The following is a 26,090-nucleotide window of genomic DNA, read 5'->3' as shown; positions in this document are numbered from 1 at the left end:
CTGGATTTACGGTGAATCTTTCACAGATTCGTGGCCGTCCTGATTTGGAACAGGAATGTCCTGTTTTCAGTCACCCGAGCGACTGGCCCGGCGGGCCCGGGGAGGCCGCCCCATATTGCCCTGCCATGGACGTGCTCCAACGGGTGAGAGAGGTGGGACCGCACGTGGTGGCGGTGCTCACGGTGCTCGTGAGCGTGCTGGCCTCCGGGCACGCGGTGCTGCGCAAGCGGGACGTGCGCGCGGCGGTGAGCTGGGTGGGGCTCATCTGGCTGGTGCCGGTGCTGGGCGCGGTGCTGTACCTGCTCTTGGGCATCAACCGGATCCGCCGCCGGGCGCGCTCGCTGACGTCGCGGCAGAAGCATGGACGCTTCCAGCCCGCCCCAAGCATGGTGCCGCTCACAGCCCAGGCGCTGGCCGAGGCCCTGCCCTCGGGGGCACACCTGGCCTCGCTGGCCCGGGTGGTGGACGCGGTGGTGCATCGGCCGCTGCTGCCGGGCAACCGCGTCACCGTGCTCGAGTCCCGGACGAACGCCTACCCTGCCATGTTGGAGGCCATCGCCAGCGCGCGCGTGTCCCTCTCGCTGTGCAGCTACATCTTCGACAATGACATGGCGGGCCGGCGCTTCGTGGAGGCGCTGAGCGAGGCGGTGAAGCGCGGGGTGGAGGTGCGGGTGCTGGTGGATGCGCTGGGCAGCCGCTACACGTGGCCGCCCATCACCCGAAGGCTGCGGCGCGCGGGCGTGCGGGCCGCGCGCTTCCTGCCCACGCTCATGCCCAAGCGGCTCCCCTTCATGAACCTGCGCAACCACCGCAAGGTGATGGTGGTGGACGGGCGGGTGGGCTTCACCGGAGGCATGAACATCCGCGCGCACTTCCTGCCGGGCGAGGACGCCGCGAGGGATCTGCACTTCCGGCTCGAGGGCCCGGTGGTGGGACACTTGCAGGAGACGTTCGCGGAGGACTGGGCCTTCACCACGGGCGAGCGGCTGTCCGGAGAGGCGTGGTTCCCTCCGCTGGGGCCAGCTGGCCCGGTGATGGCACGCGGCATCCCCGACGGGCCGGACGAGGACTTCGAGAACGTCCGCTGGACGCTGCTGGGCGCGCTGGCCTCGGCGCGGGACTCGGTGCGCATCATCACGCCCTACTTCCTGCCGGATCAGGGGTTGATCACCGCGCTCAACGTGGCGGCGCTGCGCGGGGTGAGGGTGGACCTGCTGCTGCCCGAGCGCGGCAACCTGCCCTTCGTGCAGTGGGCCAGCATGGCGCAACTGTGGCAGGTGATGAAGCCCGGGTGCCGCGTCTTCCTCACCGCGCCACCGTTCGATCACGCCAAGCTCATGGTGGTGGATGGCATGTGGTCGCTGATCGGCTCGGCGAACTGGGATCCGCGCTCGCTGCGGCTCAACTTCGAGTTCGATGTGGAGTGCTACGACGCGGAACTGGCTCGCAGGTTGGAGACGGTGGTGGACGAGCGGCTCTCTCGCGCGCGGCCGCTCACGCTGGAGGAGGTGGAGCGGCGCTCGCTGCCCATCCGCCTGAGGGACGGGCTCGCCCGGCTGCTGTCGCCCTATCTCTGATCATTCGAGCGTGGGAGGTTTCGCTTCCTGGAGCGATGCGGAACAATGCGCCGCATGAGATTGATCCCCATCACACTGCTCGCGGCCCTGCTCGGAGTCTCTCTGTATGCCTGCTCGGGGGATGACTCCGACGGCACGGACACGGATCCGAACTCGATCGACGGGCTGAAGTCCCTCTCCATCGAACCCGCGGACGCCGTCCTGGAGGTGCAGGCCGGCAAGACGCCGAGTGAGCTCGTCTACAAGGTCATCGGCACCTTCGAGAAGGGCCAGCGCGATATCACCGGCAAGGCCACCCTGTCCGTGGACAACCCGTTCCTCGGCGGCTTCCAGGCCGCCACCTTCCACAGCGTGCTGAACCAGGGCGGCACGACGACGGTGACGGCCAAGGTGGATGCCCTGAGCGTCAGCACCGGCCTGAGCATCAAGGTCCGCGCGGCCGTGAAGGACCCGGCCTCCAACAACGTGCCGGACGACGCCGCGGCGCGCTTCAACGGCCCGGCGAGCGATTCGCGCAAGCCGGACCTCGTCTACCCCAACGATGGCGTGATGATGCCTCCCAACATGCGGGGCCAGGAGGTGCACTTCCTGCCGGGAACCGGCAACACGCTGTTCGAGCTGTCCTTCCGCAACAGCGTGACGGACGTCACCGTGTACCTGCGCTGCCCCAACCCGCTGAACGGCGGCTGCATCTATCAACCGGAGCGCACCACCTGGGCGTGGCTCGCGGAGACCAACCGCGGCGGCGAGCCCCTCACCATCACCCTGCGCGGCACGGATGACACCGGCTCGGCGGTGGGCACGGCCGACACGCTGAAGCTGAGCTTCTCCGCGGAGGACCTGACGGGCGGCCTGTACTATTGGACCACCTCGGGCGCCACCGCCATCATGCGCTACGACTTCACCAGCTGGACGCGCGCCACGAGCGAGAAGTACGTCGGCCCCGAGCTGGTCGGCACCAACTGCATCGGCTGCCACGCGCTGTCTCGGGATGGAAAGAAGATCGTCGCGGAGGCAAATGGGCAGAATGACGGCCGGCTCGTGCTGCTGGACGTGGGCCGCAAGGAGCTGATGGCGCCCTTCGGCACGAGCAGCAGCTCTCCGGACAAGAGCATCTTCGAGGCGTGGGATCCGGATGGCTCGCAGTACGCGGGGGTGTACGCGGACAGCGGGGCCACCGACTTCAACCTCATGCTCTTCGACGGCACCACCGGGAAGAAGAAGGCGAGCCTCACCGGCACGGGCAGCAGCACCAGCCCGGCCAACCACCCGGACTTCGCGCCGGACAGCAAGCGCATCGCCTACGTGAGGATGGGCGTGAAGGGGACGAACCAGCGCTTCGGCAAGGGCTCCATCCAGATGACGACGCTGGGACAGTCGGGCTGGGAGGCTCCGGTGACGCTGGTGCCCCCGCAGGACGGGCGCAATCGCTATTACCCGGCCTTCTCCCCGGATGGCAGCTTCGTGGTGTACGACGAGTCCACCTGCCCCACGAGCGGCTCCAGCTTCGAGAAGAACTGCAACGCGGACAGCGACCCGAGCGCGAAGCTGTTCGCGGTGAAGGCTGAGGCGGGCGCCACGCCCATCGACATGGCCCGCGCCAACGCCCGGGGCAAGCGGGACAGCACGAGCCAGCTCACCAACTCGTTCCCGAAGTGGGCGCCCTTCGTCTACAAGCGGGACAAGACGTCGAGCGCGCGGCTGTTGTGGTTCACCTTCTCGTCCACGCGCCAGTTCGGGCTGCGCAACCCGCCGGGCGGTGGGGATGAGAACCCGCGTGGCACCCTGCTGTGGCTCTCCGCCGTGGATCCGGACGCCGTGGCGCGCGGAGAGGATCCGAGCTACCCGGCCTTCGTCCTGCCCATCCAGGACATCTCCACGTCCAACCACATCGCCCAGTGGACAACCGAGGTGGTGCCCGTCATCAACTGACGCGGCCGACGAGCGCCAGGAGTTGGGAGCCGTAGCGTTCGATGAGCTTCGGCCCCACGCCCTGGATGGACATGAGCGCCTCGTTGTCCACGGGGCGCACGGCGGCGATGGCGCCGAGCACCCGGTCCGTGAGGATGCGGAAGGCGGGGATGCGGCGGCGCCGGGCCTCGGCGAGCCTCCAGGCCTTGAGGGCCTCCACCAGCGCGGGTGAAGGCCTGGGCTCTCCGGGCCCCGGGCGGCCACCCCGGCCTCGCCGCACGCCGAGGTCGGCCTCTTCATCCCAGGGCTCTGCTCCTGTCACCGCCGAATCGTCATCCTCCCAGTCTGGAACCACCGTGAGCGCTCCGGGAGCCGCAGCCACGCGGGAGCGGCTCGCGGGAGCGTTCGCCATGGGCCGGGAGGAGTGCGGCCGCACGGAAGCCCCTCGCGCGCCCGAGGGCTCCCATGTCCCCGAGCGCCTGCGCTTCTCCGGGCGCTTGCCCTCGCCCTTGGCTTTCCGGAGGCGGCGCTTCTTCGAAGACTTCGCTTCGAGCGGCATGGGCAACAACACGAGGTCCGGCTCGATGACGCGGGTGCGCTGACCCTCGGGCGTGAGCGTCAGGCGCTGGAAGGTGATGCGCTGTCCGTCCTTGTCGAACGAGTCCTCGCCCAACCGGGCCAGCCCCGCTCGTACCAGCCCGCCCACGAGCCGCTCGAACTCGCGGCGTGGCAGGGACTCTCCGAAGAGCTCGCGATGCAGGCGGCCTGTCGCCTGCCCATCCCGCTCATGGAGCGCATCGAGGATGCGTCCCAGGGCCGTGAGCTCACCCTCGCCGGGCTCGGCGAAGCGCAGGGTGACACAGGCATCGGGGGAGCACACGTCACACAGGCCGCACGGCTTGCCCGAGTCCTGCACATCACCGAAGTGCTCCACGAGGTGACGCATCCGGCAGCCGGAGGACTCGGCATAGCGGCCCATCTGCTCCAGGTGGAGCAGCTTGCGCTCGCGCTGCGCGGCATACGAGGCCGTCCAGCCGGGCCGGGCTCGGCGCACCATCTCGTCCGGAGTCACCTCCAGGCCGCCATGGATCCACAGCTGCTCGAGCGCCTTGTCGAACACCTCGGGATCCATGCCGCGCATGCGGGCCTGCAGGGCCTCCTTGGGCTCCAGCTCGGCGCGAGCCCCCCGGAAGAGCTGCTCCAGCACCGAGGGATCCGGGTAGTCGCGCTGGTGGAAGAACTCGTGGGTGCGGCGATCTATGTACGAGTGCAGCAACACCGCGCGAGACGGCTTCCCATCCCGGCCGGCGCGGCCCAATTCCTGGTAGTAGCCCTCGAGGCTCGCCGGGAGCGCGGCGTGGAAGACGGTGCGCACATCCGGCTTGTCGATGCCCATGCCGAACGCCGTCGTGGCGACGATGACCTCAATGCGGCTCTCGAGGAAGGCGGTCTGGACGCGGTCGCGATCCGCGGGCTGCATGCCGGCGTGATAGACGGCGGCGGGAAACTCCGAGCTCAGCAGCTCCGCGAGCTGCTCGGCATGCTTGCGCGTGGAGGCGTAGACGATGGCCGGACGCCTCGATGGCTCGGACAACACATCGCGGATCGCATCGCCGCGCTGGCCGGGATTGAGCTCGCGCATCTCGATGGCGATGTTGGTGCGGCGGAAGCCATGGATGAAGGTGCGAGCCGCGCCGCCCCGCTGGGAGCCCTTCAATCCGAGCTGCTGAACAATGTCCCGCTGCACATCCGGAGTCGCCGTGGCGGTGAGCGCCACCACGGGTGCCGGGCGAAGCATGGGCAACCGTGACCCGAGCAGCCGGTAATCCGGCCGGAAGTCATGGCCCCACTGCGAGATGCAGTGCGCCTCATCGATGGCGATGAGCGAGGGCGTGCGCCGGGCCAGCAGCTCCACGAAGCCAGGGACGCCGAGGCGCTCGGGAGCAATGAAGAGGAAGTCCAGGCGGCCCTCGAGATAGTCCGCGCACACCTGCCGTGACGTGGCCCGGTCCCGCCCCGAGTGGATGCGCTCCGCCGCGAACCCCAGTGACTGGAGCCGGGCCACCTGATCCTCCATCAGCGCGATGAGGGGGCTCACCACCAGCGTGGTACCCGCCCGAGCCAGGCCCGGGAGCTGGTAGCACAGGGACTTGCCCGCGCCCGTCGGCATCACCAGCAGCAGGTCCTCGCCCTCGGTGGCTGCTCGGCAGACCTCTTCCTGGTACGGACGGAAGTCCTCGAAGCCGAAAGCCTCCTTCAAGAGCTTCCGAAGTTCTCCGGGCGGAGTGGGTTCACGGGGCTCTCGACGAGAAACGGAAGCTCCCGGCGCTGGCGCAACTCCCGCCCGAGGACGTGAGGAGGCTGCGGTGGAAGCAGACTCTGCCCGAGGCTTCGCGGAGCGCGACCCGGTCTCAGCCCGAGCCGCGACCGGAGGAATCTCCGCTGCCGCAGCAACAGGCCGCTCCCGGACCTCCCGCTGCTCCTCCCCCACGGGTGCCGAGGAAACGGGGGCGCGAGGGGCAGGGGGCGTCCTGGGCGGAACAGCCGCAGGCCCCTTGCCCACCACCTCGATGACATAGGCCTCGATGCTCCGAAGAAAATCCGAGAGGTCCCCTCGCCCACGCTCGATGCGCTGGAGCCACGCCTCCCACTGGCCCGTCATCGCCGGGGTCTTCACGTCCGGGTGCACCACCTGGATGAGGCGGATGCCCTTCTCCGTCGCCTCCATCGATTTGCCCCGGCGCTGTAGATACTCGCGCTCCAGCAGCACCTCGATGATGGACGCACGCGTGGCCGGAGTCCCCAGCCCTGTCTCCCGCATCGCGTCCGCCAGCTCCTTCTCATCCAGCGTCCGCCCCGCCGTCTCCATCGCCGTCAGCAGCGACGCGTCCGTGAAGCGCGGTGGCGGGCGCGTGCGCTTCTTCACCGCCTCCACATCCTCCACTCGCTGGGGCTGTCCGCTCTGCAGCCCGGGGGGCAGATCCTGCGCATCCTCCTCCGGCTCCCGGCCCTCGCCCTCCTCCTTCTCGGCCTTGCCCGGACGCTCCTTCGGAGGCTTCGCCCCGCCCACATCCAGCACCTTCCACCCGGCGCGCACCACCTGTGTGCCCGAGCTGTGGAAGCGATCTACCCGCTCGGGCCCACCGGACGCTCCGGGTGAACTCACCGCAGTGATGACCGTGGTGACGGACCAGACATGGTCCTCGTGCCACGCCGCGAGCAACCGGCGGCACACGAGCTCATAGATGCGGCGCTCGTCCGGCGACAGCTTCACATCATCCGGAGACGTGGGCGTCGGCACGATGGCGTGGTGGTCCGTCACCTTCGCGTCATCCACGAAGCGCCTGCCCAGGGGCCGTTCACCCGTGCCCGGCGCGAGCAGCGGCTGGTACGGCCCGCGAATCGCCCGCACCACATCGGGCAGCGTGGCCGCCATCTCCGTCGACAGGTGCCGGCTGGAGGTGCGCGGGTAGCTCAGCAGCTTGTGCCGCTCATACAGCGCCTGCGCCAGCTCCAGCGTCCGCTGCGCGCTGAAGCCATACAGCCGGTTCGCGTGCCGCTGCAGCTCCGTCAAGTCGTACAACAGCGGGGGCGCCATCTTCTTCGTCTCGGACGTGAGCGACTCGATGGCCGCCCGCCCCGTCCGCACCCGCGCCATCACCTCGCCCGCCTCTACCCCGTCCGCATTCAGCCGCCGGGCCTCGCGAGCGCCCTCGGGCAGCCGCGCCCCCGTCTTCGGATCCACCTCGCGAAACCACGTGCCCCGGTAGTGCGTCCCCTTGGGCACACCCTCCGCCTGGGGCGCGAAGGTGGCCACCACCTCCAGATAGTCCTCGGGGACGAAGTCGCGGATGACCAGCTCGCGCTCCACCACCATCGCCAGCGTGGGCGTCTGCACCCGCCCCACCGACAACACCTCCCCGCCCCCCAGCGTGTAGAGCCGGGACAGGTTCATCCCCACCAGCCAGTCGGCCCGGCTGCGCCCCTTCGCCGCATCCGCCAGCGCGTCGTACGCCCCACCCTCCTTGAGCTGCCGGAAGCCCTCGCGGATGGCGCTCTCCGTCAGCGACGACACCCACAGCCGCTTCACCGGCTTGCGGCACCCGGCCGCCTCGTAGATGTACCGGAAGATGAGCTCGCCCTCGCGCCCCGCATCCGTGGCGCACACCACCGCGCTCACCTCAGCCGCGTTCATCACCTCGCGCACCACCGAGAACTGCGAGCGCGTGCCCTCGGCCACCACCAGCGGCCACTCGCGAGGCAGCAGGGGCAACTGCTCGCGGCTCCAGCGCTTCCACTCGGGCCGCATCTCGTGCGGCTGCGCCAGCCCCACCAGGTGCCCGATGGCCCACGTCACCACATAGCCATTGCCTCGGAACCAGCCCTCGCCCCGCTGCGAGGCCCCCAACGCCCGAGCGATGTCCCGCGCCACCGCCGGCTTCTCCGCCACCACCGCGAGCACGGACGCACGACCCCGTTGAGCCCCCTCGCGGCCCACCTCTCGGGTCCTCTCCGCTTCACGTCCTGCGCCCATCGCATCCCACCTCATGCCTTCCCCTCCTACCTCATCCTCCCCGCCTCGATGCGATCGGGCCCCCCGGACGAACCTCTTCCTTATCGTGCTGGACCGACATCGTGCTCCTCTCTGAGGTCCTACCTGATGAGGCTGCTCCCTGTGCCACCGGGGAGCCTACCTCGCACCTCGGGTGAAGCGCCCGTACTCCGAGACTTGGGGCGCAGCCCGGGCCGCGGGTTCCTGACAAGCGTGGCGTCCGAACGCAAGTGTTTGGCGCTGGCCAGGAAAACTCCGGCGGCCCTTTTGTCCATCATCCTCCTCGCTGCTTGCGCGACCTCCGGGTGCGCGAGGGCACGGGGGGAGTCGTTCCAATGCGCAATCACCAAGGCTCGATCAACGGAGAGACCAGCATGCAGTCGCTTTCGCAGCACCGTTCGCGGCGGGGGGAAGCAAGAGGGGGGGTGGCCCGGACGGTCCTGCTCGGAGAGTCCGGCGCGAGTGCCCCGGCTCCCCAGCGACAGACCCGCTCGCAGCGGGTGGCCCGCCCTCTCGTCACGGTTCCGATCCGCCTGGCCTCGCCGCTGGCCGTGCTCGCTCATGCGAAGCGCAGCCAGCTCCGGGCCCTGGAGGCGGTGGGAGTGACAGCCTCGGTGCGTGTGGTGGTGGAGGGGAGGACTCTGCTTGCCTCGCTGCTGCCCACCCGGGAGAGCACTCCCGAGGCCGTGGCGCGCCGGCAAGTCCGCCGGGTCTTCACCCTCCACCGGCACCGGGGAGCGCTGGCCGTCCTGGTGGAGCGCCGCTGAACGCCACCGTCCAGGTGGCCCTTTCTGAAGTGGAAGGATGACGGGGAAGCCAAGGGCCCCGCCATCCCAGGGCGTGGAGGAATAGTGTTCCGCATGCCGGGCGGGACACTTCGGTCGGGAGATCTGATGCGGAACTGCTCACCGGGAGGGGGGAGCGGAACCGCGCACAGGTCGGCAGGGGGGATGCCTCGATGAGGGGCATCCCCCTTGGCTTTTTGAGGGGTCCGGTTGCGGCGGGCAGGCAGGGTGAGTAGGTAGAGCGGCCATGGCCTGGGGACTGATCGTCGAGCCGAATACCGCTTGTTCCTCGAAGTACCGCGCGCTGTTGGCCGAAGCCGGCCTCGAGCCCGTGGCCGCCCAGGATGGGGTGGCTGCCAGGGCAGCCTTCAAGCTTCGGGACGAGGCGCCCGCTCTGGTGCTCACGGAGTTGTCCCTCGCGGGCGTGGACGGCTTTCAGCTGATCCGCGAGCTCCGCAAGCATGCGCCCGACGTCCGGGTCATCGTCCTCTCCTCGTTCGTGAAGATGCGGACCGCGGCCCTCGAGCGGAAAGAGGAGTTCGGCATCAACGAAGTCCTCGCCAAGGCGGCGCCCATCGAGTCCATTCGGCGGGCGCTCCATCGCGTCCTTGGCCGCAAGCTGCCCGAGCCCCCGGCTTCCTCCGCCTCGGCGCCCCCGAGCCCACTGCCCGCCCTGCCCGCACTCCCCGCGTTGGATCCTCCCATCCTCCGAGCGCCGCCCCGGGCAAGCGCCTCCTCCACGAATCCCTCGCTGCTCACCCGGGAGCAGGCGCGCCTGGCGAAGATCGCCAGCCTGCGGCTCGTCGACGATGCGCCTCCGGACGAGCAGTTGCAGAGCCTGGTGCAGGAAACGGCGCGTGCCTTCAACGTGCCCATCGCGCTGCTCTCGCTCGTCCTGGAGGATCGGCAGTGGTTCAAGGCCCACGTGGGGATCGGCGGCAAGGTGCTGCAGGATCGAGGCACGGAGCGCGATGTCGCGCTCTGCGCGCACGTGGTGGAGGCGGACCAACCCGAGCCGCTGATCGTCCCCGACGCGGCGACCCACCCGGTGTTCTCCACCAACCGGCTGGTGCGCGAGGGCCTGTTCCGCTCCTACGCGGGCGCGCCCCTCATCACCCGGGAGGGCACGGTGCTGGGCACGCTGTGCATCCTCGATCACAAACCCTTGTCCATTTCCTCCGAACAGGTGGACGCGCTGGTGGCGCTGGCGCGCCGGGTGGCGGGAGATCTCGAGCTGCGCTCCCAGCTCAGCAAGAGTCAGGACGCGCTGAATGCCTCGCGCGGCGCACATGCGGCGGATCGCCTGCGTGCGGACGTCCTGGCCGCCACACTGAACGGGCTGGACGATGCGGTGCTCCTGCTCGACCACAAGCGCACCATTCTCTTCGCCAATGAGTACATGGCCGCCATCGCGGATCGGACCGTGTCCGAGCTGATCGGCATGAACCGCGAGGAGTTCCTTCGCGGCTTCTCGGAGCGGTTCGCGGATCCCCCGGACTTCCTGCGGCGCATGCTCATCCTCCCGGAGGGCCCGTACGTGGGGCGTGAGGACTTCGAACTCCGGCAGCCTCCGGGGCGCATGGTGCGTTGGACATCGCGGCCAGTAGCCTTCGCCGATGGCAACTTCGGCCAGGTCTCCGTGTACCGGGATGTGACGGCCGAGTACGCGGAGGAGCTCCTCCTGCGGGACTTCTGATCAGCGCTGGTGCCACGCGGCGAGCACCTCGCGCTCCCGTTCGGGAGTCACCCCTGAGCGCAGCTTCGCCTGGCGCTCGGGCGGTTGGGACTTGAACCAGGCCAGGGTGTCCCGCGCGGTGTCCACGGTGGGGCGGCACGTGAGCCCCCGAGCCAGGGCCCGAGCGTTGCTCACCCGGCCCATGCCCTTGTCCTCGCCCTCTCGGGGGACCCACACCGGCATGTCCCGCCACGGCATCACCTTCTGCTGCTCCACCAGCCAGTCCGCCTCCACCCAGGTGAAGGAGGCATCGCTGCCACTGGCCGTCTTGCACGCCTCGAGCAGCCCCCGCATGGAGAGGGTGCTTGCGGGGCCTGCCGCGTTGAAGGTACCCACCACGCGCTGCTCCACCAGGCCAAGGATGAAGGCGGCCAGGTCCCTCACATCGATGAACTGCACCGGGTCAGCGCCATCGCCGGGAGCGAGCACCTCGCCGCCGCGAGCCACTCGCACCGGCCAGTAGGTGAAGCGGTCCGTGGGGTCTCCCTCGCCGACGATGAGGCCCGGGCGGACGACGGTGGTACGGCCAGGCATGGAGGCCTCGGCGGCCTTCTCGCTCAGGGCCTTGAGGGCGCCGTAGTGCTGGGAGACATCCTCCGTCTTCTCATCCTCCACGGTGGCCACGGCGGAGTTCTCGTCGATGCCGTAGCGGTCCATGTCCTTGTAGACGGAGATGGTGGAGATGAAGACGTACTGCCCCACGTTGGGCGCGAGCAGCTCGGCGCTGGCCTTCACCACCCGAGGCACATAACCCGACGTGTCGATGACGGCGTCCCACTTGCGGCCTGCCAGGGCCTCGAGGTGGCCGTCGCGGTCCCCATGGAGCTTCTCTACCGTGGGGAACAATTCGGGCCGTGTCTTGCCGCGGTTGAAGAGGGTGAGGGCATGGCCGCGGGGAAGCGCCGCCTCCACCAGCGCCGGCCCGAGGAAACCCGTGCCACCCAGGATGAGGATCTTCTTCTTCGAAACGGGAGCCCCCTGAGTGGACGAGCCCCCCTCCTTCGTGGATGCGCACCCGACCGCCCAGAACGAGCCGGCCGCGGCCGCTCCCTGGATGAGACCTCTGCGAGACAGCGTCATGGCTGTGTTCCCCCTCCTCAGATGATTCGAAACCCTCAACGCGCCGGAGCGTCTCCCGACACGGAGGCCAGCGGGGCCACTGGCGCGCCACCTCTCACCCGCGAGTGCCGGGACAGATACATGGAGATGGTCAGCCACAGCCCGGCCATGGGCACGGCCGCCAACAGCACCCCCGAGGCCCCGAGCCCCAGCGCGGAGACTCCACCTTCCATCCAGCCCCCCACCACGTCCGCTCCTCGGTACACCACCGTATCGATGAAACTCTTGGCCTTGTACTTCTCCTCGCGAGTCACCGTGGTGAAGAGGACCTCCCGCGAGGGGCGCTCCAGCGCGTAGTGCGCGGCGCCGCGCAGCGAGCGCACGGCGACGAAGAGCGCAATGGCGGGCACCAGCGCCAGGCTCACAAAGCCCAGGCCCGTGAGCACCGGAGCCACGGCCATGGCCGCCGCCAGTCCCAACCGGGAGATGACCCGCCCGGTGACGAAGGCCTGGATCAACAGGGTGAGGACCTGCACCCACAGCTCGATGTTGGCGAACGCCGTGGTGCGCGCCGCCGCGCCACTGGCCACCGTGTCCACCAGCTTCGCCTGGAGGATGTACAGGAACGAGGAGGTGACGGCGTAGAACACCGTCTGCAGCCCCAGCGCCAGCAGGAAGGGCGAGGTGGCCAGCAGCTTGAGGCCGGACAGCACGCCGCCTCCCACCGGAGCTCCGACCGAGGGCGGCGACTGGACGTCACGGGCCCAGTACGACAGCCGCTGGACGCACTGCGCGCTCACCTCGAGCAGCGCCGCGGTGATGAGGATGAGGTTGACGGGGCCCAGCGGGTGGGCGAGCTCCCGCACCAACAACAGCCCCACGAGGATGCCCGCCGTCCCGCCCGCGGAGATGAAGCCGAAGAGGCGCCGGCCCTGCTCGCTGACGAACAGGTCCGCCATGAAGCTCCAGAACACGGAGACGACGAAGAGGTTGTAGACGCTGAGCCACACGTAGAAGGCCCGCGCCACCATCCCACTGGCCAACCCCAGCTTCAGCACCACGAAGAAGCCCAACAGGTTGAGCAGGAAGAAGCGATAGACGAACGGGATGACGCGCTTGCGAGGCCAGCGCGCCACCAGCGCCGAGTAGAGCGGCACCGCCACCATCATCACCACGAAGGTGGCCGTCCACAGCTTCTTGAGATCCTTCACCCCGCCGGCCGTGCCCATCTCGTCACGCACCGGCTTGAGGATGAAGTACCCACACATCAACGTGAAGAAGTAGAGGAAGGACCAGAGGACCGCCTTCAGCTCCTCCTCCCGCACGTCGACGAATCGCTTGAGCATGGATGAAGGTCGCAATCCTCGGGGCAGCTTACCGCCGCCCCAACCCCTACCCTCGGAAGCTATTCCCGTTGCCCGCCTGCCGCGCGAGCGAGGGCTCTCAGGACCCACCCAGCACGGCACGCAGGGCCGCTTCCACCCGGGGCAGCGCCTCTTCGATTTCCTGCATGGAGACGGCGCCCACCGAGAGCCGGAACCACCCCGTGTCCTCCATCAGCCCGAACGCCTGGAAGGGCACCACCGCGAAGCTCGCCTTCTCCAGCAGCAGCTTGCGAATCGCATCGTTTGTCTTCAGCCCCGCCTTGCCCACCAGGTCGAACTGGACCGAAAGGTAGATGGCACCCTGGGGAGAGATGGCTCGCACCGGCAGCCCGGCCTCGCGCATCTTCGTGAAGCCCTGGTGCAGCGCCAGCAACCGCTCGTCCACCCGGCGCCTCATCGTCTCCATGAAGGACGCCGTGCCCTGCACGTCATCCAGCGCGCGCGCCACCGCCACCTGCTCCGCCTTGGGCGCCCACGCCCCCACGTGACCAATCACGTCCCGCATCCGGGAGATGAGCGCCGGCGGGCCCACGCCCCACCCCACTCGCACGCCCGTGGCTGCGAACGACTTGGAGATGCCGTCCACGAACACCGTGTAGTGCGCCATCTCCGGCACCAACTCCACAGGCGTCACGTGCTTCGTCCCGCCGAAGCTCAGCGTCCAGTAGATCTGATCGTACATGAGGATCAGCGGCGGCTGCCCCCGCTCCTTGCGCCCGCGGTTCTCCGCGACGATGCGCTCGCAGATGGCCTTGAGCACCTCGGGGCTGATCATCGTCCCCGTGGGGTTGAGCGGACTGCACAGGCATAGCAACCGGGCGCTCGACAGGTGCGGAGCAAGTTGCTCCACTGTCGGCATGAAGCCGTGCTCGGGGGCCGTGACAACCACCGTGTCCTTCGCCCCCATCATGTGCGTGTAGTGGTTGTTGTTCCACGAGGGCACCGGGTAGATGACCGTGTCGCCCTCGTTCAGCACCGTGCGGTAGGTGCCATAGATGATGGGCCGCGCGCCTCCCGCGATGACAATGCCCTCCAGCGGGTACTTCAGCCCCAGCGCCCGCTCGTAGAAGCGCTGCACGCTCTGGCGCAGATCCAACACGCCGTCCGAGGGCGGATAGTTCGTCTCCCCCGCCTGCAGCGCACTCGCGATGCCCTGGTTCAACTGGGTGGGGATGGGGAACTCCCGGGGGCTGAAATCACCCACGGTGAGGTTGCACACCTTGCGGCCTTGCGCCGTCAGCTCGCGGATCTCCGCGGCGATCCGCAGGATTTCGCTGCCCACGAGGCCTCGCGCCATCGTGCCGACAAAGGTGTCATCCCGCTTGGGGAGGAGGGTGGTGAGATCAAGGGCCATGAGAACGCTCCAATGGGCGCCGGGGGCGCATGCCGCCAAGGACGCGCGACCATACACGCCGCGCGGCGTCCGTGGAGCATCCATGGAGCATCCATGGAGCCTGCATGGAACGTCCAGGTACTGCTTTACACGGGGTAGGGCCTGGCACCCACGGCCAGGGCCGCTGGGGGAATCCCCTTCATCGGACCTGTCACGGCGGGGAAGGAGCGAGGCGCCGTCATCCCCAGTGCGTTCCACGTCTTGGGGCCCACGACACCGTCCGCCTCCAAGCCCTTGGCGCGCTGGAAGGCCAGCACGGCGCGCTCCGTCTTCGGGCCGAACTCGCCGTCCTTGGAGCCCGGATCGAAGCCGTGCGTGGCCAGCACCTTCTGCAGCACCACCACCGCCGGCTCACCCCCCCCGCGCTTCAGGATGGGCCGCAGCCCCGAGCCCCGGCGCGTGTCCAGCGCCGCCCACGTCCGTGGACTGGCAACCCCATCCACCTCCAGGCCGCGCGCCCGCTGGAACGCCATCACCGCCGCCTTCGTCTTCGCACCAAACACGCCATCCACCGCGCCCGGTGAGAAGCCTGCTTCCTCCAACTGACGCTGCAGGTACTCGACTTCCAGGCCACAGGCGCCGTGCTTGAGAGCGGCAGGTAACTCGGCTGCGCAGGACGATTCCGAGACAGATGGCGCGGAGGGCATCGGCAACTCCAGACGTTGGATTACCTGACAGGGGGGCGCCAACCGAGACTGTCCGCGCATGAAGCCAGCCCCCCCGACATGTGAGGCGCATTGATACCTCAAAGGTGGGTTGTTGTCAGCGAATTATTACCCTCGCGGGTTGAGAATGACTGGCGTCGCGTGAGACCCCCTCCCTGAGTGTCTGATCACCCACGTCTCATCGCTTCACCATGCAACGTTGGATTGCCCGAGAGCGCCATTGCAAAACCGGTGAATATCGGAAATAAATGTATTGTCTGAGAGTGATATATAATCAGACATCCTCACTCTCCCGTGGAGAGCTGTTCTTCAAGGAAGTGAGAGGATGAAAACGCTCTCAGGACTCGCTTGCCCGTTGGAAGCGCCGTTTCCGAGGCCCACACCATGAAGCACATCTCTCGATCGATTCTTCTCCTGTCCATGCTCCTGGTGGCGGCTTCGGCCTCCGCGGAAGGGGGTATGGGCACTCCGACCCTCAACCTGAACGTGCTCGGCACGCGCTCCATCGTCGCGTGTGATGCGGCCACCCAATCGTGCGGCGTGGCGGTGATCTCCTTCCCCGTCACGTCGTCGACGGTGCCCCATGGGCGGCCGCGCGTGGCGGTGGCGTCCCAGATGCTGCCCTCCACGGACGAGGCGCAGGCCATCATGGACCGCGTGGAGTCGGGCGAGACGCCGCAAGCGGCGCTCACCGCGGTGCTCGCCGCGGATCCGGGCGCGGCCATGCGCCAGGTGGGTGTGGTGTCGCTGGACTCCCACGGCACGGTGCGCGTGGGGCAGTTCACGGGCGATGCGAGCTGGACGCAGCGGTGCGCGGTGGCGGGTGCCACCTACGCCGTGCAGGCCGCGGGGCAGACGAATGCGGCCATCTGCCAGGCCATGGCGGAAGGCTTCACGCGGGCCTCCGGAAGCCTCGCGATGCGGCTGATGGCGGCGCTCAAGGCGGGCATCGGCGTGGGGCGGGATACGCGCGGCGAACGCTCCGCCACCCTGCGGGTCTGGTCCGCCGTCTCTCCGCTGAGCGCCGTCACCCCGCTGCTCGCGGATGCCTCGGTGTCGGGAAAGGCGAACGCTCTGGCGGCGCTGGAGGAGGAGCTCTACCGGTACCTGGGGCAGGTGGCCCCGGCGGATCCCGCGGATCAGGTGACGCTCGATGACTCCACCATCCGGAGCCTGAAACACGAGCTGCGCGACCTGGACTACTACCATGGCTCCATGGATGGGCGTTGGAACGACAACCTCGAGGATGCGCTGACGGCGTTCCAGGCCAGCAACGTGCTCTTCCCCCGGGCCTCGATTCCGGAGTACCGCGGCGTGAGGAAGATCGATGGACCGCTGCTGCAGTTCATCCTCCGCGCCGCGCCGGGGACGCTCGTGCCCGCGCCGTGAGGCGCCTGTCACTCCACACTGGAATGCACGGGGCCTCCCATGCGAGAGGGAGGCCGTCGGCCTGTCGAGGACACAGGCCTCCAGGAGAGTGACGGATGACGCTGGCGAGAGGGTTCGGACGTGGGATGCGGTGGCTCTGGCTCGCGGGCTGCCTGGCGGCGGTGGGGTGCTCGAAGAAGGAAGAGCCTGCCCCCCTGCCGGCGACCGGCAGCCCCGCTCCCGCAACCCCCAAAGAGGATCCTCCCGCTCCGGCGCCCCCGCCCACTCCGGCTCCCACAACCACTCCGGAGCCGCCGCCCCCTGCAGCGCCCGTAGACACCGCGGCTCCCCCGCCGAGCCCGAGCCCCGCTCAAGGGCAAGCAGCTTCCGAAGATGCGAAGAATCGCGAGTGGACCGCCGGGAGCGTGAAGCTGGCGCGCCAGGGGCTGTCGCCGGTGACGCTGCGCTCCGTGCGCGCGGCTCGGAACGAGGGCTTCGATCGCGTGGTGTTCGAGTTCGACGGGCCGCAGGTGCCCGGCTACGAGCTCCAGTATGTGGACAAGCCGATCACCAAGTGCGGCTCGGGCAACCCCACGGAAGTGGCGGGCCAGGCATGGCTCGAGGTGCGCCTGCTGCCTGCCCAGGCGCATGAGGGCGGCAAGTCGACGGTGACCGAGCTCGAGCGCAAGGCGGCCCTGCCCGTCATCCAGGAGCTGGAACGGACCTGTGACTTCGAGGGTGAGGTGACGTGGGTGCTCGGCAACGCGCACCCCAACAAGTACCGGGTGATGGAGCTACATGAGCCCACCCGCCTCGTCGTCGACGTGCAGCAGTGAGGGCCCGGCTCAGGGGCTCTTCAGCGCGTCGGCCACCTGCTCCAGCCCGGAGATGAGCTCGCGGTGGCGCGTGCGGGAGGGCTCTCCGCCCGCTCGCAGCGCCAGCGCCAGCGCCCGAGGCAGGTTGAGCGCCGCGTTGCTCGCCAGCTTCTGCTGGTACTCGCGGGGGTAGTCCGCCGGGACGCGCAGGGTCCAGTTCTCCTCGTTCACGCTGCCCGGCGCGTTGTAGACGTCGAGCATCCCGAACAGGTCCGCGAAGAAGACCATCACGTTGCGCGCCCGGCAGGCGAAGAGGTCCGCGAACTTCGCCTGCACGAGCAGTCCCGGCTCCTCGACGAGCCGGCGGGCGAACTCCTCTCGGCCCTCGGGCTCCGGGTGCAGGCGCGACGCCAGGTAGTCCGCTTGAGCGCGCTCCGTGCCGGTCTCCCGCCACCGGGCCGCGACGCGCCACACAGGCGGAGTGTCGTGCGTGCCCACCATGACCCAGTCCTCGGGGGCCGCGTTCTCGCTGCGGTAGACGTCGGCCGGATTCTCCAGGTTGGCCTTCTGGGTGACGCGGAAGCGACCCAGGCCGTACTGCGCCAACACGCGCTGGAGCGGATAGGGCTGGGTGCTGAGCACCTCGGCCAGCAGGTCCGTCAGCTCGCGCCCGTGGCGCCGGGACGAGGCGACGATGGTGTCGAAGAGGACGCTGTACTGGCGCACCTGCTCGGGGGTGAGCGAGCGGACCCAGCCATCCGCGTAGCGCGGCGCCGTGCCGTCGATCTGCTCCGGCGTGGCGATGGCGTAGCGGGCGAGTTCCGGGTGGTCCGGCAGTGCTGGCGAGTCGAAGAGACGTGCTCCCGTCTGCACCGCGCGCAGCGCATCGGGCTCGCCCGAGCGGTAGACCCAGGGGCACACGAGGCCGTGCGGGTGATCGATGCGCAGTCCGTCATACTCCCCGAGCATCTTGTCCATGCGCGCATCCATGAAGCGCAGCACGGGGCCGGGCCGCCGCTCCGCGGAGAGTCCCTCGCGCGGCTCGAAGAAGCGGGAGGGATCCAGCACTGGATAGTTCCATGGCTGGCCCTCGGGGTTGGTGCGGCTGGGCGGAGCGCCCATCAAGTACGTGCGCAGGAAGAGCCCCTGCCAGGACCATGCGTCCTCCAGCGAGAAGCCGATCTGCAGGTCTCCATAGAATTTGAGTCCCCAGCCTGCTGCTCGGGTCCGCAGCTCCTGGTGGGCGGAGTGCACGAGGAACTGGAAGAAGGCATAGCGCTCGAGGAACTCCGAGTGCTCGGCGATCAGGGCGCGCTGACGGGCCTCGCTCGCCTCCTCTTCTCCAAGGGCTGGGGCGAAGAGCCGTGCGTCCAGGGCAGCCTCTCCCTGTCCGGCCCAGCGGCGCCAATCGCGTTGGCCGTGCTTGACCGCGAGCACTTCGAAGAGGGCATCGCGGATCAGCCAGCTTCGGTGCTCCTTCGAGAAGGACTTGAAGCGCTGTGCCAGCTCACGGATGGCAGGGGGTGCATCCTGCCGGGCCCGCTCGCGTTGGAAGGTGGTCCACACCTCGTCGAGCGCGGCTTGTTGGGCTCGGAAGGCATAGCGGTAACCCGCTCCGGGCCAGGAGCCCTCGGGACGCATGATCACAAGGGCCACGAGACGCTCGGGGCTCAGCAACCGGCCCCAGGGCTCCTCGGTCAGCGCCGCGAGCGGGGCGTTGAGGATGTTGCGTGAGAAGAGCGTCGAGTCGTAGGGCGAGGCATTGGACTCGGAGGTCTGCCCCTGCGGCCCGAGTTGGATGCCTGTGAAGCCGAGTGCGCGCACGAACTCGAGGAAGCCGGAGGCGCCTCGGGTGTAGGGAGAGCCCCGGCCGAGATCTTCCGTGGGGTCGCTGGGAAAGCTCGAGTCGTGAATGCCCAGGACGAGGTTGCGCACATCCAGTGCCTCGAGTGCCTCGGCCACGAGCTTCCGCATCTTCGCCCACACGTCGTCCGACCAGATCCGTTCAGCCATGAAGTCCCCGAGCGATTCTTGCTCCTGGGACCATAGCCGATGCCGCTCAGCGGGGGTGGACCTGCACCACTCGCGCAACGACGTCCTGGCGACGTGCCCAACCGTTCACCCGGCCCAGGTTGTTGCCGATGAGCACCCGGTCACCCGTGGCCTCCTTCACCAGGTGCAACAGCACCCCACCCTTCCAGCGAACCAACACCACGTCTCCAGCTTGCACCGTCGCGGGGTCGACCGGGCCGAGCGTGACGCGTTGCCCATCTTCGATCCGGCCTCGCATCGAGCCTCCGCGAGGCCGGATCGTCACCTGTTCTCCTCTGGCCAGCGCGCGAAGCGCCTCCGTTGCCCATCCCATCGTGTGTCTCCTTTTCGAGATTCGAGGGCGGCGACGCAGGCTTCTCGGAGGCCCTGACACGCGCCTTGCCAGGATGACAGATGGGTACTGACAGCCTGTGACAGGAGGTCCGCCACGCAGTGTGCCTTCGTACAGGTCCTCGAACATCAGCGTTGGCACAGCCCATGAACAGGCTTGGGCATCGAGCATGACGACACCTCATCCCATGCACTGGCTCGGCTGGCGGCACCACCTGAGAGAGGCCCTCGTGGCCGTGAACGTGGTGGCAGGCATCTTCATGGCCGTGGGCTTCGTGTTCTTCGTGCCGACCTCCATCTGTTCGAGGGTCAAGCAGGACGATGCACGGTCCGACATCCAGAACATCGGCCACGCTCTTGAGCTCTATCGAAGGAATTCGGGGCATTACCCCTCGACAACCGAGGGGCTTCAAGCCCTGGTCTCACACCAAGCCCTCGAGCGCCTTCCGATAGATCCCTGGGGCACCGCGTATCACTACGCTCTTGGGAGGGGAGTGCCGAGAGTCTGGACTGATGGAGCCGACGGGCTTCCCGGTGGCGAGGGGGACGATGCTGACGTCTTCAACCGAAGTCTCCTCCCCCGCTGGCTCATCGAGAGCGACGGACCCCCATTGATCAGCGTCCCTCCTCCCTACTGATCTGTCTCGCGTGCAGTTCCCCTCCCGAGACTCACCGTCGAAATGGAGGGCTCGGCCTTCATCGACCGAGCCGTCTGGCCGCCCCCCTCCCGGGCTCAGTCCGTCCGAACCTGTCTGCCTGTTGGACAGGTTTGGCGCAAGCCCGCGCCCAGGGCTCTCCTCTCATTCCTGTGGAGCCTGGGGCACCGGCCGAGGCACTCCGCCTCCGCCCTCTTGCGGCGGCGCGGCCTTGTCTCGTTTGAACCACCGCCGGAACTTCCGGAGGATCCAGTTCCGGGTATCCGAGAGAATCTCGTACACCGTTGGGATCACCAGCAGCGTGAGAAGGGTGGAGGTGATCACGCCACCGATGACGGCGCGGCCCAGCGGAGCACGGAAGTCCGCGCCCTCGCCCCGCCCCAACGCCACCGGCACCATGCCGGCAATCAGCGCGAACGTCGTCATGATGATGGGCCGCAAGCGGATGCGTCCGGCCTCGATGAGCGCATCACGCAGCGACAGCCCCCGCCGCTCGTGTGACCACTTGGCGAAGTCGATGAGCAGGATGGCGTTCTTCGCCACGATGCCCATCAGCAGGATGACGCCGATGAGACTCATGATGTTCAGCGTGTCCCCGGTGATGAGCAGCGCCAGCACCACGCCGATGAGCGACAGCGGCAGCGAGACGAGGATGGCCAGCGGGTCCAGGAATGACCCGAACTGAATCACCAGGATGAGGTACATCAGCACCACCGCGATGATGAGCGCCGTGAAGACCCGGGTGAAGACCTCGGCCTGGTCAGCAGCCTCACCTCCCTCGGAGAGCTGGTAGCCCGCTGGCAGCCGCACCTTCTGCACGCGCGCCTGGATGTCCCGCATCACTTCCGATAGAGAGCGGCCTTCGACGTTCGCCTGGATGTTGATCACCTTGTCCCGGTTGAGGTGGTTGATCTGCGCCGGGCCCAGCGTCTCCCGGATGTCCGCCACCTGTCCCAACGGCACCACCACGGGCGCGCCTCCAGGCCCACTGGGGAGCACCAGTGGAAGCTGCGCCAGATCGCTCGGCCGCGTGCGGGCCTCCGGAACCAGCCGCACCATCACATCCCGCGTCTCCCCCGTGGGATCGACCCAGTCCCCCGAGTCCAACCCCGCGAACGCCGGCCGCAACGCCTGAGCCACCTGCCCTACCGTCACCCCGAGCTGCCCTGCGATGCCTCGCCGCAGCTCCACCTCCAGCTCCGGCTTCTGGCCACGCGTGGACAGGCCCACGTCCACCGCACCGGGCACCTTCTCCACCTCACGCTGGACCTGCTCGGCCAGCAGATTGAGCGTGCGCGCATCCGTCCCGCGCAGCTCGAGCTGGATCTGCTTGAACGCTCCTCCGAAGCCGCTGGTGAAGACGGACACATCCGCCCCGCCCAGCTTCTGTACCTCGTCTCGGAGGATGTGGCCCAGCTCCTCCTGGCTCTTCGTGCGCTCACTCTTGGGCTTGAGCCGCACGTAGACGAATGCCTGATCCACGCCCGGCGAGCGCAGCGGCAGCGGCGTGCCGATGGTGGAGTACGTGTACTCGACCTCCGGGTGCGCACGAACCAGGCGGGACACCTCCTCCACCTTGCGCCGCGTGTAATCCAGGTTCGAGCTGGGAGGCGTCTCCACCAGGAGCTCCATCTCGCTGCGATCGCTCACCGGCACGAACCCCGCGCCGCCCACCGTCCCCTGCAACGTCAGGGCGCCCACGAGCGAGCCCACCGCCAGCAGCACCATGGCCAGCCGGTGGTCCAGCGCCCAGGCAATCACTCCCTTGTAGCGGTCCGCCTGCCGATCGAACCAGTGGTTGAAGTGCGACAGCGTCCGCGAGATGAGCCCCTTGCGCGCGCCCTTCTCCACCTGCGGGTCCGCCCAGTACGCCGAGAGCATCGGGTCCAGCGAGAAGCTCACGAAGAGCGACACCAGCACCGCGCACGCAATCGTCAGCGCGAACGGCTTGAACCACTGCCCCGCCACTCCGTACATGAAGGCGATGGGCACGAACACCGCCACGATCGAGAAGGTGGTGGCCGCCACCGCCAGGCCAATCTCGCTCGTGCCCTCGCGAGAGGCCTTGTAGTGGTCCTTCCCCATCTCGATGTGCCGGACGATGTTCTCCCGCACCACGATGGCGTCATCGATAAGGATACCGATCGCCAGCGACAGGCCCAGCAGGGACATGGTGTTGAGCGTGAAGCCAAACGCCCACACGCTGATGAACGAGGCCAGCACGCTCACCGGCAGCGCCAGGCCCGTGATGACCGTCGACCGCCACGAGTTCAGGAAGAGGAACACCACCAGCACCGTGAGGATGGCGCCCTCGACCAGCGCCTCCTCCACGTTCGTCACCGCGGCGGACACCCGCGTCCCCGCATCCACCACCATCTCCAGCCGAACGCCCTCGGGCAGCTTTGGCTGCAGCGCCTGCACGCGCGCCCTCAGCAGGTCACTCACCTCGGTGGTGCTGTAGCCCTTGGCCTTCAGCACGTCGATGCCCACCGCCTGGCTCTCATTGAAGAACGCCAGGGTGCGCGGCTCCTCCGTCCCATCCCGCACCGTGGCCACCTGCCCCAGCAGAATGGACCGTCCGTTGCGCTCGGCCACCACCACGTTGGCGAAGTCCTCGGGAGACTCCAGCCGGCCCTTCAGGCGGATGGTCTCCTCCTCCAGCTTCCCGGTGATGCGGCCCACCGGCGCGGCCAGGTTCTGGGCCTGGAGCGCCTGCACCACCTCAGCCACGCCCAGCCCCGCCGCCTGGAGCGCCGCCGGCTTGAGCTCCACCGTCAGCTCACGCTCCACGCCGCCCACCACCGTCACCTGCGCCACGCCCGCCACCGAGCGCAATTCCCTCACCACCATGGGGTCCGCGATGCGCGAGAGCACCGCCGCCGGCTGCGTGTCCGACGTCAGCGTCAGCGAGATGATGGGCATGTCCGACGGATCGAACCGCGTGAGGATGGGCTCCTCCATCTCCTGCGGCAGATCCGCCCGCTTGCTGGAGATGGCATCCCGGATGTCCTGCGAGGCCTGCTGGATGTCCTTCTCGTAGTCGAAGAACACCGTGAACTGCGCCAGGCCGTCCGTGGCCGCCGCCATCGTCTTGGCGCTGTCCACCCCGCTGATGCTGAAGATGGCGTCCTCAATGGGGTCCACCAGCTCGCGCTCCACCGTCTCCGGCGAGGCTCCCGGGTAGACGATGGTGACGCCGATGACCGGCTGCTGCACATCCGGGAACTCGTCCGTCTCCAGGTTGATGAGCGCGACGAGCCCGAAGATGACCAGCGCCACCATGCACGTGATGGTGACGATGGGACGTTTGATGGCGAAATCGGAGATGACCACGGCGGCTCCTCGAAGAAGGCGAAAGGGGTTGGAGGAGCTGCCTCAGCGCGGAACCGGCGTGGCCGGCCCCTGGTCGGCTTCCGAGGGCCGCTGCGCCTGGGACACCTCCACGCGCGTGCCCTCCACCAGGTCACGCGCCGAACCCAGCACCACCACATCCCCCTCCTGCAGCCCGGAGAGGACCTCGATCTGCTGCGCCACCTCATCGCGAAGCCCCAGCTTCACCGTCACCCGCTCCACCTTGCCGTCCCGGATGCGCAGCACCGAAGGCGGCGTGGTGCGCAGATCCACCGCCTCCAGCGGCAGCGCCATCGCCTCCTTGGCCTCGGAGGCCACCCGCCCCTGGGCGAACAGCCCGACCAGCAGCGCCTGCCGCACGTTGGGGATCGTCACGTAGATGCGCACCTGCCCGGTGGACGGATCCACCGCCGGGTTGATGCGTTCGATCTCTCCCGAGAAAGTCTGCTCGGCGCTTCCGGGCAGCCGGAAGGTGACCGGCGTCTTCACCTGGATGCGCCCCGCGTACTCCGCGGGCACCGACGCCTCCAGCTCCAGGCTGGTGGGATCCACCACGGTGATCAGGGGCGCGCCCAGTTGCACCACATCCCCCGCGTTCACCTGGCGCTCGCTCACCACGCCATCGAACGGAGCGACGATGCGCGTGCGGCCCAACTGCTCCCGGACCAGCGACAGCCGGGACTGCGCATCCGAGAGCTGGGCGGCGGCCTGGTGCCTCGCGAGCTGGGCCCGCTCGAGCTCCCGCCGCGCGATGGCTCCGGCGTTGGAGAGCATCTCGTTGCGCTTCTCCTCGGTCTCCGCCACCCGCAGGGCGCTCTCCGCTACCCGCGCCGCGGAGCGCGCCGCCAGCAGCTGATCCTGCAAGGCCACGTCATCGATGCGCGCCAACAACTGCCCGCGCTTCACCGCCTGCCCTTGATCAACCTTCACCTCCAGCACGGGGCCAGCGACCTCGGCCCGAAGGGAGGCCGCCTGCCGGGCGCGCAGGGTGCCGGAGATGGCCGGACCGCTCCGCAGTTCCTGAGGCTCTACCTTCGCGAGGTTCTCCTCGCCCAACGTCACCGACGTCTCGGACTCCGCGGGGGCTGCCTCGCCCTGCCCCCCACCACAGCTCAGCAGGCAGGCGCCGAGCAGGACGGCGCCCAGCACGCCTGCCCGACTGCTCATCCCCCGAGTGCTTCTCTCGATCCTCGGCCCATGTCGCATCGCCGGTGCCCCTGTCTCTGACGGTTCGCGGTCAGTAGAGACTCAGGCTTGAGATAGTGAGTTGCCAGAGGGGTGCACGCGGTGTGTCAGGCGGCTGCTCGCTCCCGGACGAGGCAGCCGGCCTTCGAATCCATCCATCGAGCCCGCTGCTCTCGCGCTAGCGCCTCACGGCGTCTCGCTGATCAGCAGCGTGTTCGACGAGAAGCCCTGGCCACACGAGTTCACCAGGCGGCCGTCCGCGCACTGGATCGGCGTGGTGGAGCGGTTGTGCGAGGTGAAGCACGAGGCGCCATTCGCATTCCACTCGGCCTCGGCCCCCCAGTTCTCCGCGTCCGTCTGCACGCTCGCCGAGTCATAGATGTTCACCAGGTTGCCATTGACGGTGTGCGGAGTGCCGTCGCCGCAGAAGTCCGCGCGCAGCAGGCGGGTGCAGGACTGGTGGTAGTCCGCCAGGCTCACGCCGTTGACCGAGTCCCAGGGCTTGTAGCCAAAGCGCACGCACTTGGCCAACGCGTAGCCGTCGCACGCGAAGGTGAAGCTGGTGGAGGAGTAGACCTTCGAGCCGCCCCCCGTCACGCCCTGGCCGTAGTTCCACTGGCCCTCCAGGGCGATCGCATCGGAGACCGTGCCATCCAGCGTCTTGCAGAGCGGGTACCACTGCCCATCCTGCGGCTCCTGGTAGGAGACCCGGTAGGACCACACGTCCGAGTCCGTGCCCGTACCCTGCGTCACGGAGTCGATGCGCAACGCCACCCGGGAGCCGTCGTCCAGATCACCGAAGAAGCGCGCCTGCCGGAAGTCCTGACCCGACAGCTCCTGCTGGTTCCGCAGGCCGTGGAACTCGGAGCCCATCAGCCACACCTGCTCGAGCGGGCGACCGGTTCCCGGGATCCGCGCGCTGTCGTACTGCACCGAGACGAGCACCTTGTTGAGCAGGGTGCCGTTGGGGTTGATGCCGTTGAGCACCACTCCGTTCTCGTGCACCACGTTCGCCTTGACCGTCTTCAGGGAAGAAGAGTCCGTTCCCTGAGTCTCGGACACCCCACACCCCGCCACCACCCAAGCGGCCAGCGCCGCCCCCACCAAGCCCTTAGTACCCATGGAAAGCCTCCACTGCCCTGATCCGACTTGCGGGACGGTGTGCAGCGAGGCTTCAAGCAGCAATCCTCACGCAGGCTCCGGCGCACTTGCACCGTCGACCTGCGGGCATTCGAGCCTACTGAAAGGACTGGCGAGGAAGAATCTTCGTC

Annotated in this window: 17 protein-coding genes; 7 read left to right on the top strand and 10 right to left on the bottom strand. The window is 68.5% G+C overall.

The window, feature by feature from the left end; translation table 11 throughout:
- Positions 1-125: 125 nt before the first annotated feature.
- Both cls and KY501_RS14465 read left to right on the top strand, forming a co-directional pair.
- Positions 126-1,577, top strand: coding sequence for a cardiolipin synthase (cls, locus tag KY501_RS14470; RefSeq protein WP_224363517.1), 1,452 nt, complete (start codon positions 126-128; stop codon positions 1,575-1,577).
- 54 nt (positions 1,578-1,631) lie between these two features.
- Positions 1,632-3,509 (top strand): TolB family protein, encoded by a 1,878-nt coding sequence (locus KY501_RS14465; protein ID WP_224363516.1) that lies wholly within the window; start codon positions 1,632-1,634, stop codon positions 3,507-3,509.
- On the opposite strand, the gene KY501_RS14460 is transcribed toward KY501_RS14465, so the two are convergent.
- Complete coding sequence (locus KY501_RS14460) at positions 3,502-8,037, bottom strand: DNA topoisomerase 3 (protein ID WP_224363515.1); 4,536 nt, start codon at positions 8,035-8,037, stop codon at positions 3,502-3,504. The genes KY501_RS14465 and KY501_RS14460 overlap by 8 nt on opposite strands.
- Positions 8,038-8,465: 428 nt before the next feature.
- On the opposite strand from KY501_RS14460, the gene KY501_RS14455 reads away from it, so the two are divergent.
- Positions 8,466-8,807: a hypothetical protein gene (locus tag KY501_RS14455; protein ID WP_224363514.1), complete on the top strand. Its 342-nt coding sequence runs from the start codon at positions 8,466-8,468 to the stop codon at positions 8,805-8,807.
- Between the two features lie 265 nt (positions 8,808-9,072).
- Positions 9,073-10,521: a GAF domain-containing protein gene (locus KY501_RS14450; protein WP_224363513.1), complete on the top strand. Its 1,449-nt coding sequence runs from the start codon at positions 9,073-9,075 to the stop codon at positions 10,519-10,521.
- On the opposite strand, the gene KY501_RS14445 is transcribed toward KY501_RS14450, so the two are convergent.
- From KY501_RS14445 to KY501_RS14430, 4 genes are all read right to left on the bottom strand, one after another.
- The gene (locus KY501_RS14445; RefSeq protein WP_224363512.1) at positions 10,522-11,640 is read right to left on the bottom strand and encodes an SDR family oxidoreductase; all 1,119 of its coding nucleotides are present in this window, start codon (positions 11,638-11,640) and stop codon (positions 10,522-10,524) included. It abuts the gene before it with no gap.
- Positions 11,641-11,675: 35 nt separating this feature from the next.
- A complete protein-coding gene (locus tag KY501_RS14440; protein WP_224363511.1) occupies positions 11,676-12,965 on the bottom strand; it encodes an NTP/NDP exchange transporter in 1,290 nt (429 codons plus the stop codon).
- Between the two features lie 97 nt (positions 12,966-13,062).
- Positions 13,063-14,358, bottom strand: a complete 1,296-nt coding sequence (locus tag KY501_RS14435; protein ID WP_224363510.1) for a pyridoxal phosphate-dependent aminotransferase — start codon at positions 14,356-14,358, stop codon at positions 13,063-13,065.
- A gap of 125 nt (positions 14,359-14,483) precedes the next feature.
- Positions 14,484-15,044 carry a peptidoglycan-binding domain-containing protein gene (locus KY501_RS14430; RefSeq protein WP_224363509.1) on the bottom strand — a complete coding sequence of 187 codons (561 nt, stop codon included), beginning with the start codon at positions 15,042-15,044 and terminating at the stop codon, positions 14,484-14,486.
- Between the two features lie 402 nt (positions 15,045-15,446).
- Between KY501_RS14430 and KY501_RS14425 the strand changes: the two genes are divergently transcribed.
- A complete protein-coding gene (locus tag KY501_RS14425) occupies positions 15,447-16,451 on the top strand; it encodes a DUF1028 domain-containing protein (RefSeq protein WP_224363508.1) in 1,005 nt (334 codons plus the stop codon).
- Positions 16,452-16,546: 95 nt separating this feature from the next.
- On the top strand, positions 16,547-17,266 hold the full coding sequence (locus KY501_RS14420; protein ID WP_224363507.1) for an AMIN-like domain-containing (lipo)protein: 720 nt from the start codon (positions 16,547-16,549) through the stop codon (positions 17,264-17,266).
- A 9-nt stretch (positions 17,267-17,275) separates the two neighbouring features.
- Here the strand turns inward: KY501_RS14420 and KY501_RS14415 are convergent, their stop codons facing one another.
- Together KY501_RS14415 and KY501_RS14410 are read right to left on the bottom strand one after the other, a co-directional pair.
- Entirely contained in the window at positions 17,276-19,258 is a 1,983-nt protein-coding gene (locus KY501_RS14415) for a 4-alpha-glucanotransferase (RefSeq protein WP_224363506.1), read from the bottom strand.
- Positions 19,259-19,304: 46 nt separating this feature from the next.
- Complete coding sequence (locus KY501_RS14410; protein WP_224363505.1) at positions 19,305-19,610, bottom strand: S24/S26 family peptidase; 306 nt, start codon at positions 19,608-19,610, stop codon at positions 19,305-19,307.
- A 187-nt stretch (positions 19,611-19,797) separates the two neighbouring features.
- On the opposite strand from KY501_RS14410, the gene KY501_RS14405 reads away from it, so the two are divergent.
- Positions 19,798-20,265 carry a type II secretion system protein GspG gene (locus KY501_RS14405; protein ID WP_224363504.1) on the top strand — a complete coding sequence of 156 codons (468 nt, stop codon included), beginning with the start codon at positions 19,798-19,800 and terminating at the stop codon, positions 20,263-20,265.
- 162 nt (positions 20,266-20,427) lie between these two features.
- Here the strand turns inward: KY501_RS14405 and KY501_RS14400 are convergent, their stop codons facing one another.
- The 3 genes from KY501_RS14400 to KY501_RS14390 all read right to left on the bottom strand — a co-directional run bounded on the left by KY501_RS14400 (position 20,428) and on the right by KY501_RS14390 (position 25,941).
- Positions 20,428-23,616, bottom strand: coding sequence for an efflux RND transporter permease subunit (locus KY501_RS14400; RefSeq protein WP_224363503.1), 3,189 nt, complete (start codon positions 23,614-23,616; stop codon positions 20,428-20,430).
- Positions 23,617-23,658: 42 nt separating this feature from the next.
- Complete coding sequence (locus tag KY501_RS14395) at positions 23,659-24,801, bottom strand: efflux RND transporter periplasmic adaptor subunit (protein WP_224363502.1); 1,143 nt, start codon at positions 24,799-24,801, stop codon at positions 23,659-23,661.
- A gap of 204 nt (positions 24,802-25,005) precedes the next feature.
- Positions 25,006-25,941 carry an ADYC domain-containing protein gene (locus KY501_RS14390; RefSeq protein WP_224363501.1) on the bottom strand — a complete coding sequence of 312 codons (936 nt, stop codon included), beginning with the start codon at positions 25,939-25,941 and terminating at the stop codon, positions 25,006-25,008.
- Between the last annotated feature and the right edge of the window lie 149 nt (positions 25,942-26,090).

Origin of the sequence: Hyalangium versicolor (genome assembly GCF_020103695.1) — a bacterium.
In the GTDB taxonomy this organism is placed as follows: Bacteria; Myxococcota; Myxococcia; order Myxococcales; family Myxococcaceae; genus Hyalangium; species Hyalangium versicolor.
This window is presented reverse-complemented; position numbering and strand designations above follow the sequence as displayed.

Bases quoted from the DNA above. Each gene is read 5' to 3' on its own strand.
- cls (WP_224363517.1), top strand. From the start codon at position 126: ATGGACGTGCTCCAACGGGTGAGAGAGGTGGGACCGCACGTGGTGGCG.
- KY501_RS14465 (WP_224363516.1), top strand. From the start codon at position 1,632: ATGAGATTGATCCCCATCACACTGCTCGCGGCCCTGCTCGGAGTCTCT.
- KY501_RS14460 (WP_224363515.1), bottom strand. From the start codon at position 8,037: ATGAGGTGGGATGCGATGGGCGCAGGACGTGAAGCGGAGAGGACCCGA.
- KY501_RS14450 (WP_224363513.1), top strand. From the start codon at position 9,073: ATGGCCTGGGGACTGATCGTCGAGCCGAATACCGCTTGTTCCTCGAAG.
- KY501_RS14445 (WP_224363512.1), bottom strand. From the start codon at position 11,640: ATGACGCTGTCTCGCAGAGGTCTCATCCAGGGAGCGGCCGCGGCCGGC.
- KY501_RS14440 (WP_224363511.1), bottom strand. From the start codon at position 12,965: ATGCTCAAGCGATTCGTCGACGTGCGGGAGGAGGAGCTGAAGGCGGTC.
- KY501_RS14435 (WP_224363510.1), bottom strand. From the start codon at position 14,358: ATGGCCCTTGATCTCACCACCCTCCTCCCCAAGCGGGATGACACCTTT.
- KY501_RS14430 (WP_224363509.1), bottom strand. From the start codon at position 15,044: ATGCCCTCCGCGCCATCTGTCTCGGAATCGTCCTGCGCAGCCGAGTTA.
- KY501_RS14425 (WP_224363508.1), top strand. From the start codon at position 15,447: ATGAAGCACATCTCTCGATCGATTCTTCTCCTGTCCATGCTCCTGGTG.
- KY501_RS14420 (WP_224363507.1), top strand. From the start codon at position 16,547: ATGACGCTGGCGAGAGGGTTCGGACGTGGGATGCGGTGGCTCTGGCTC.
- KY501_RS14415 (WP_224363506.1), bottom strand. From the start codon at position 19,258: ATGGCTGAACGGATCTGGTCGGACGACGTGTGGGCGAAGATGCGGAAG.
- KY501_RS14410 (WP_224363505.1), bottom strand. From the start codon at position 19,610: ATGGGATGGGCAACGGAGGCGCTTCGCGCGCTGGCCAGAGGAGAACAG.
- KY501_RS14405 (WP_224363504.1), top strand. From the start codon at position 19,798: ATGACGACACCTCATCCCATGCACTGGCTCGGCTGGCGGCACCACCTG.
- KY501_RS14395 (WP_224363502.1), bottom strand. From the start codon at position 24,801: ATGAGCAGTCGGGCAGGCGTGCTGGGCGCCGTCCTGCTCGGCGCCTGC.
- KY501_RS14390 (WP_224363501.1), bottom strand. From the start codon at position 25,941: ATGGGTACTAAGGGCTTGGTGGGGGCGGCGCTGGCCGCTTGGGTGGTG.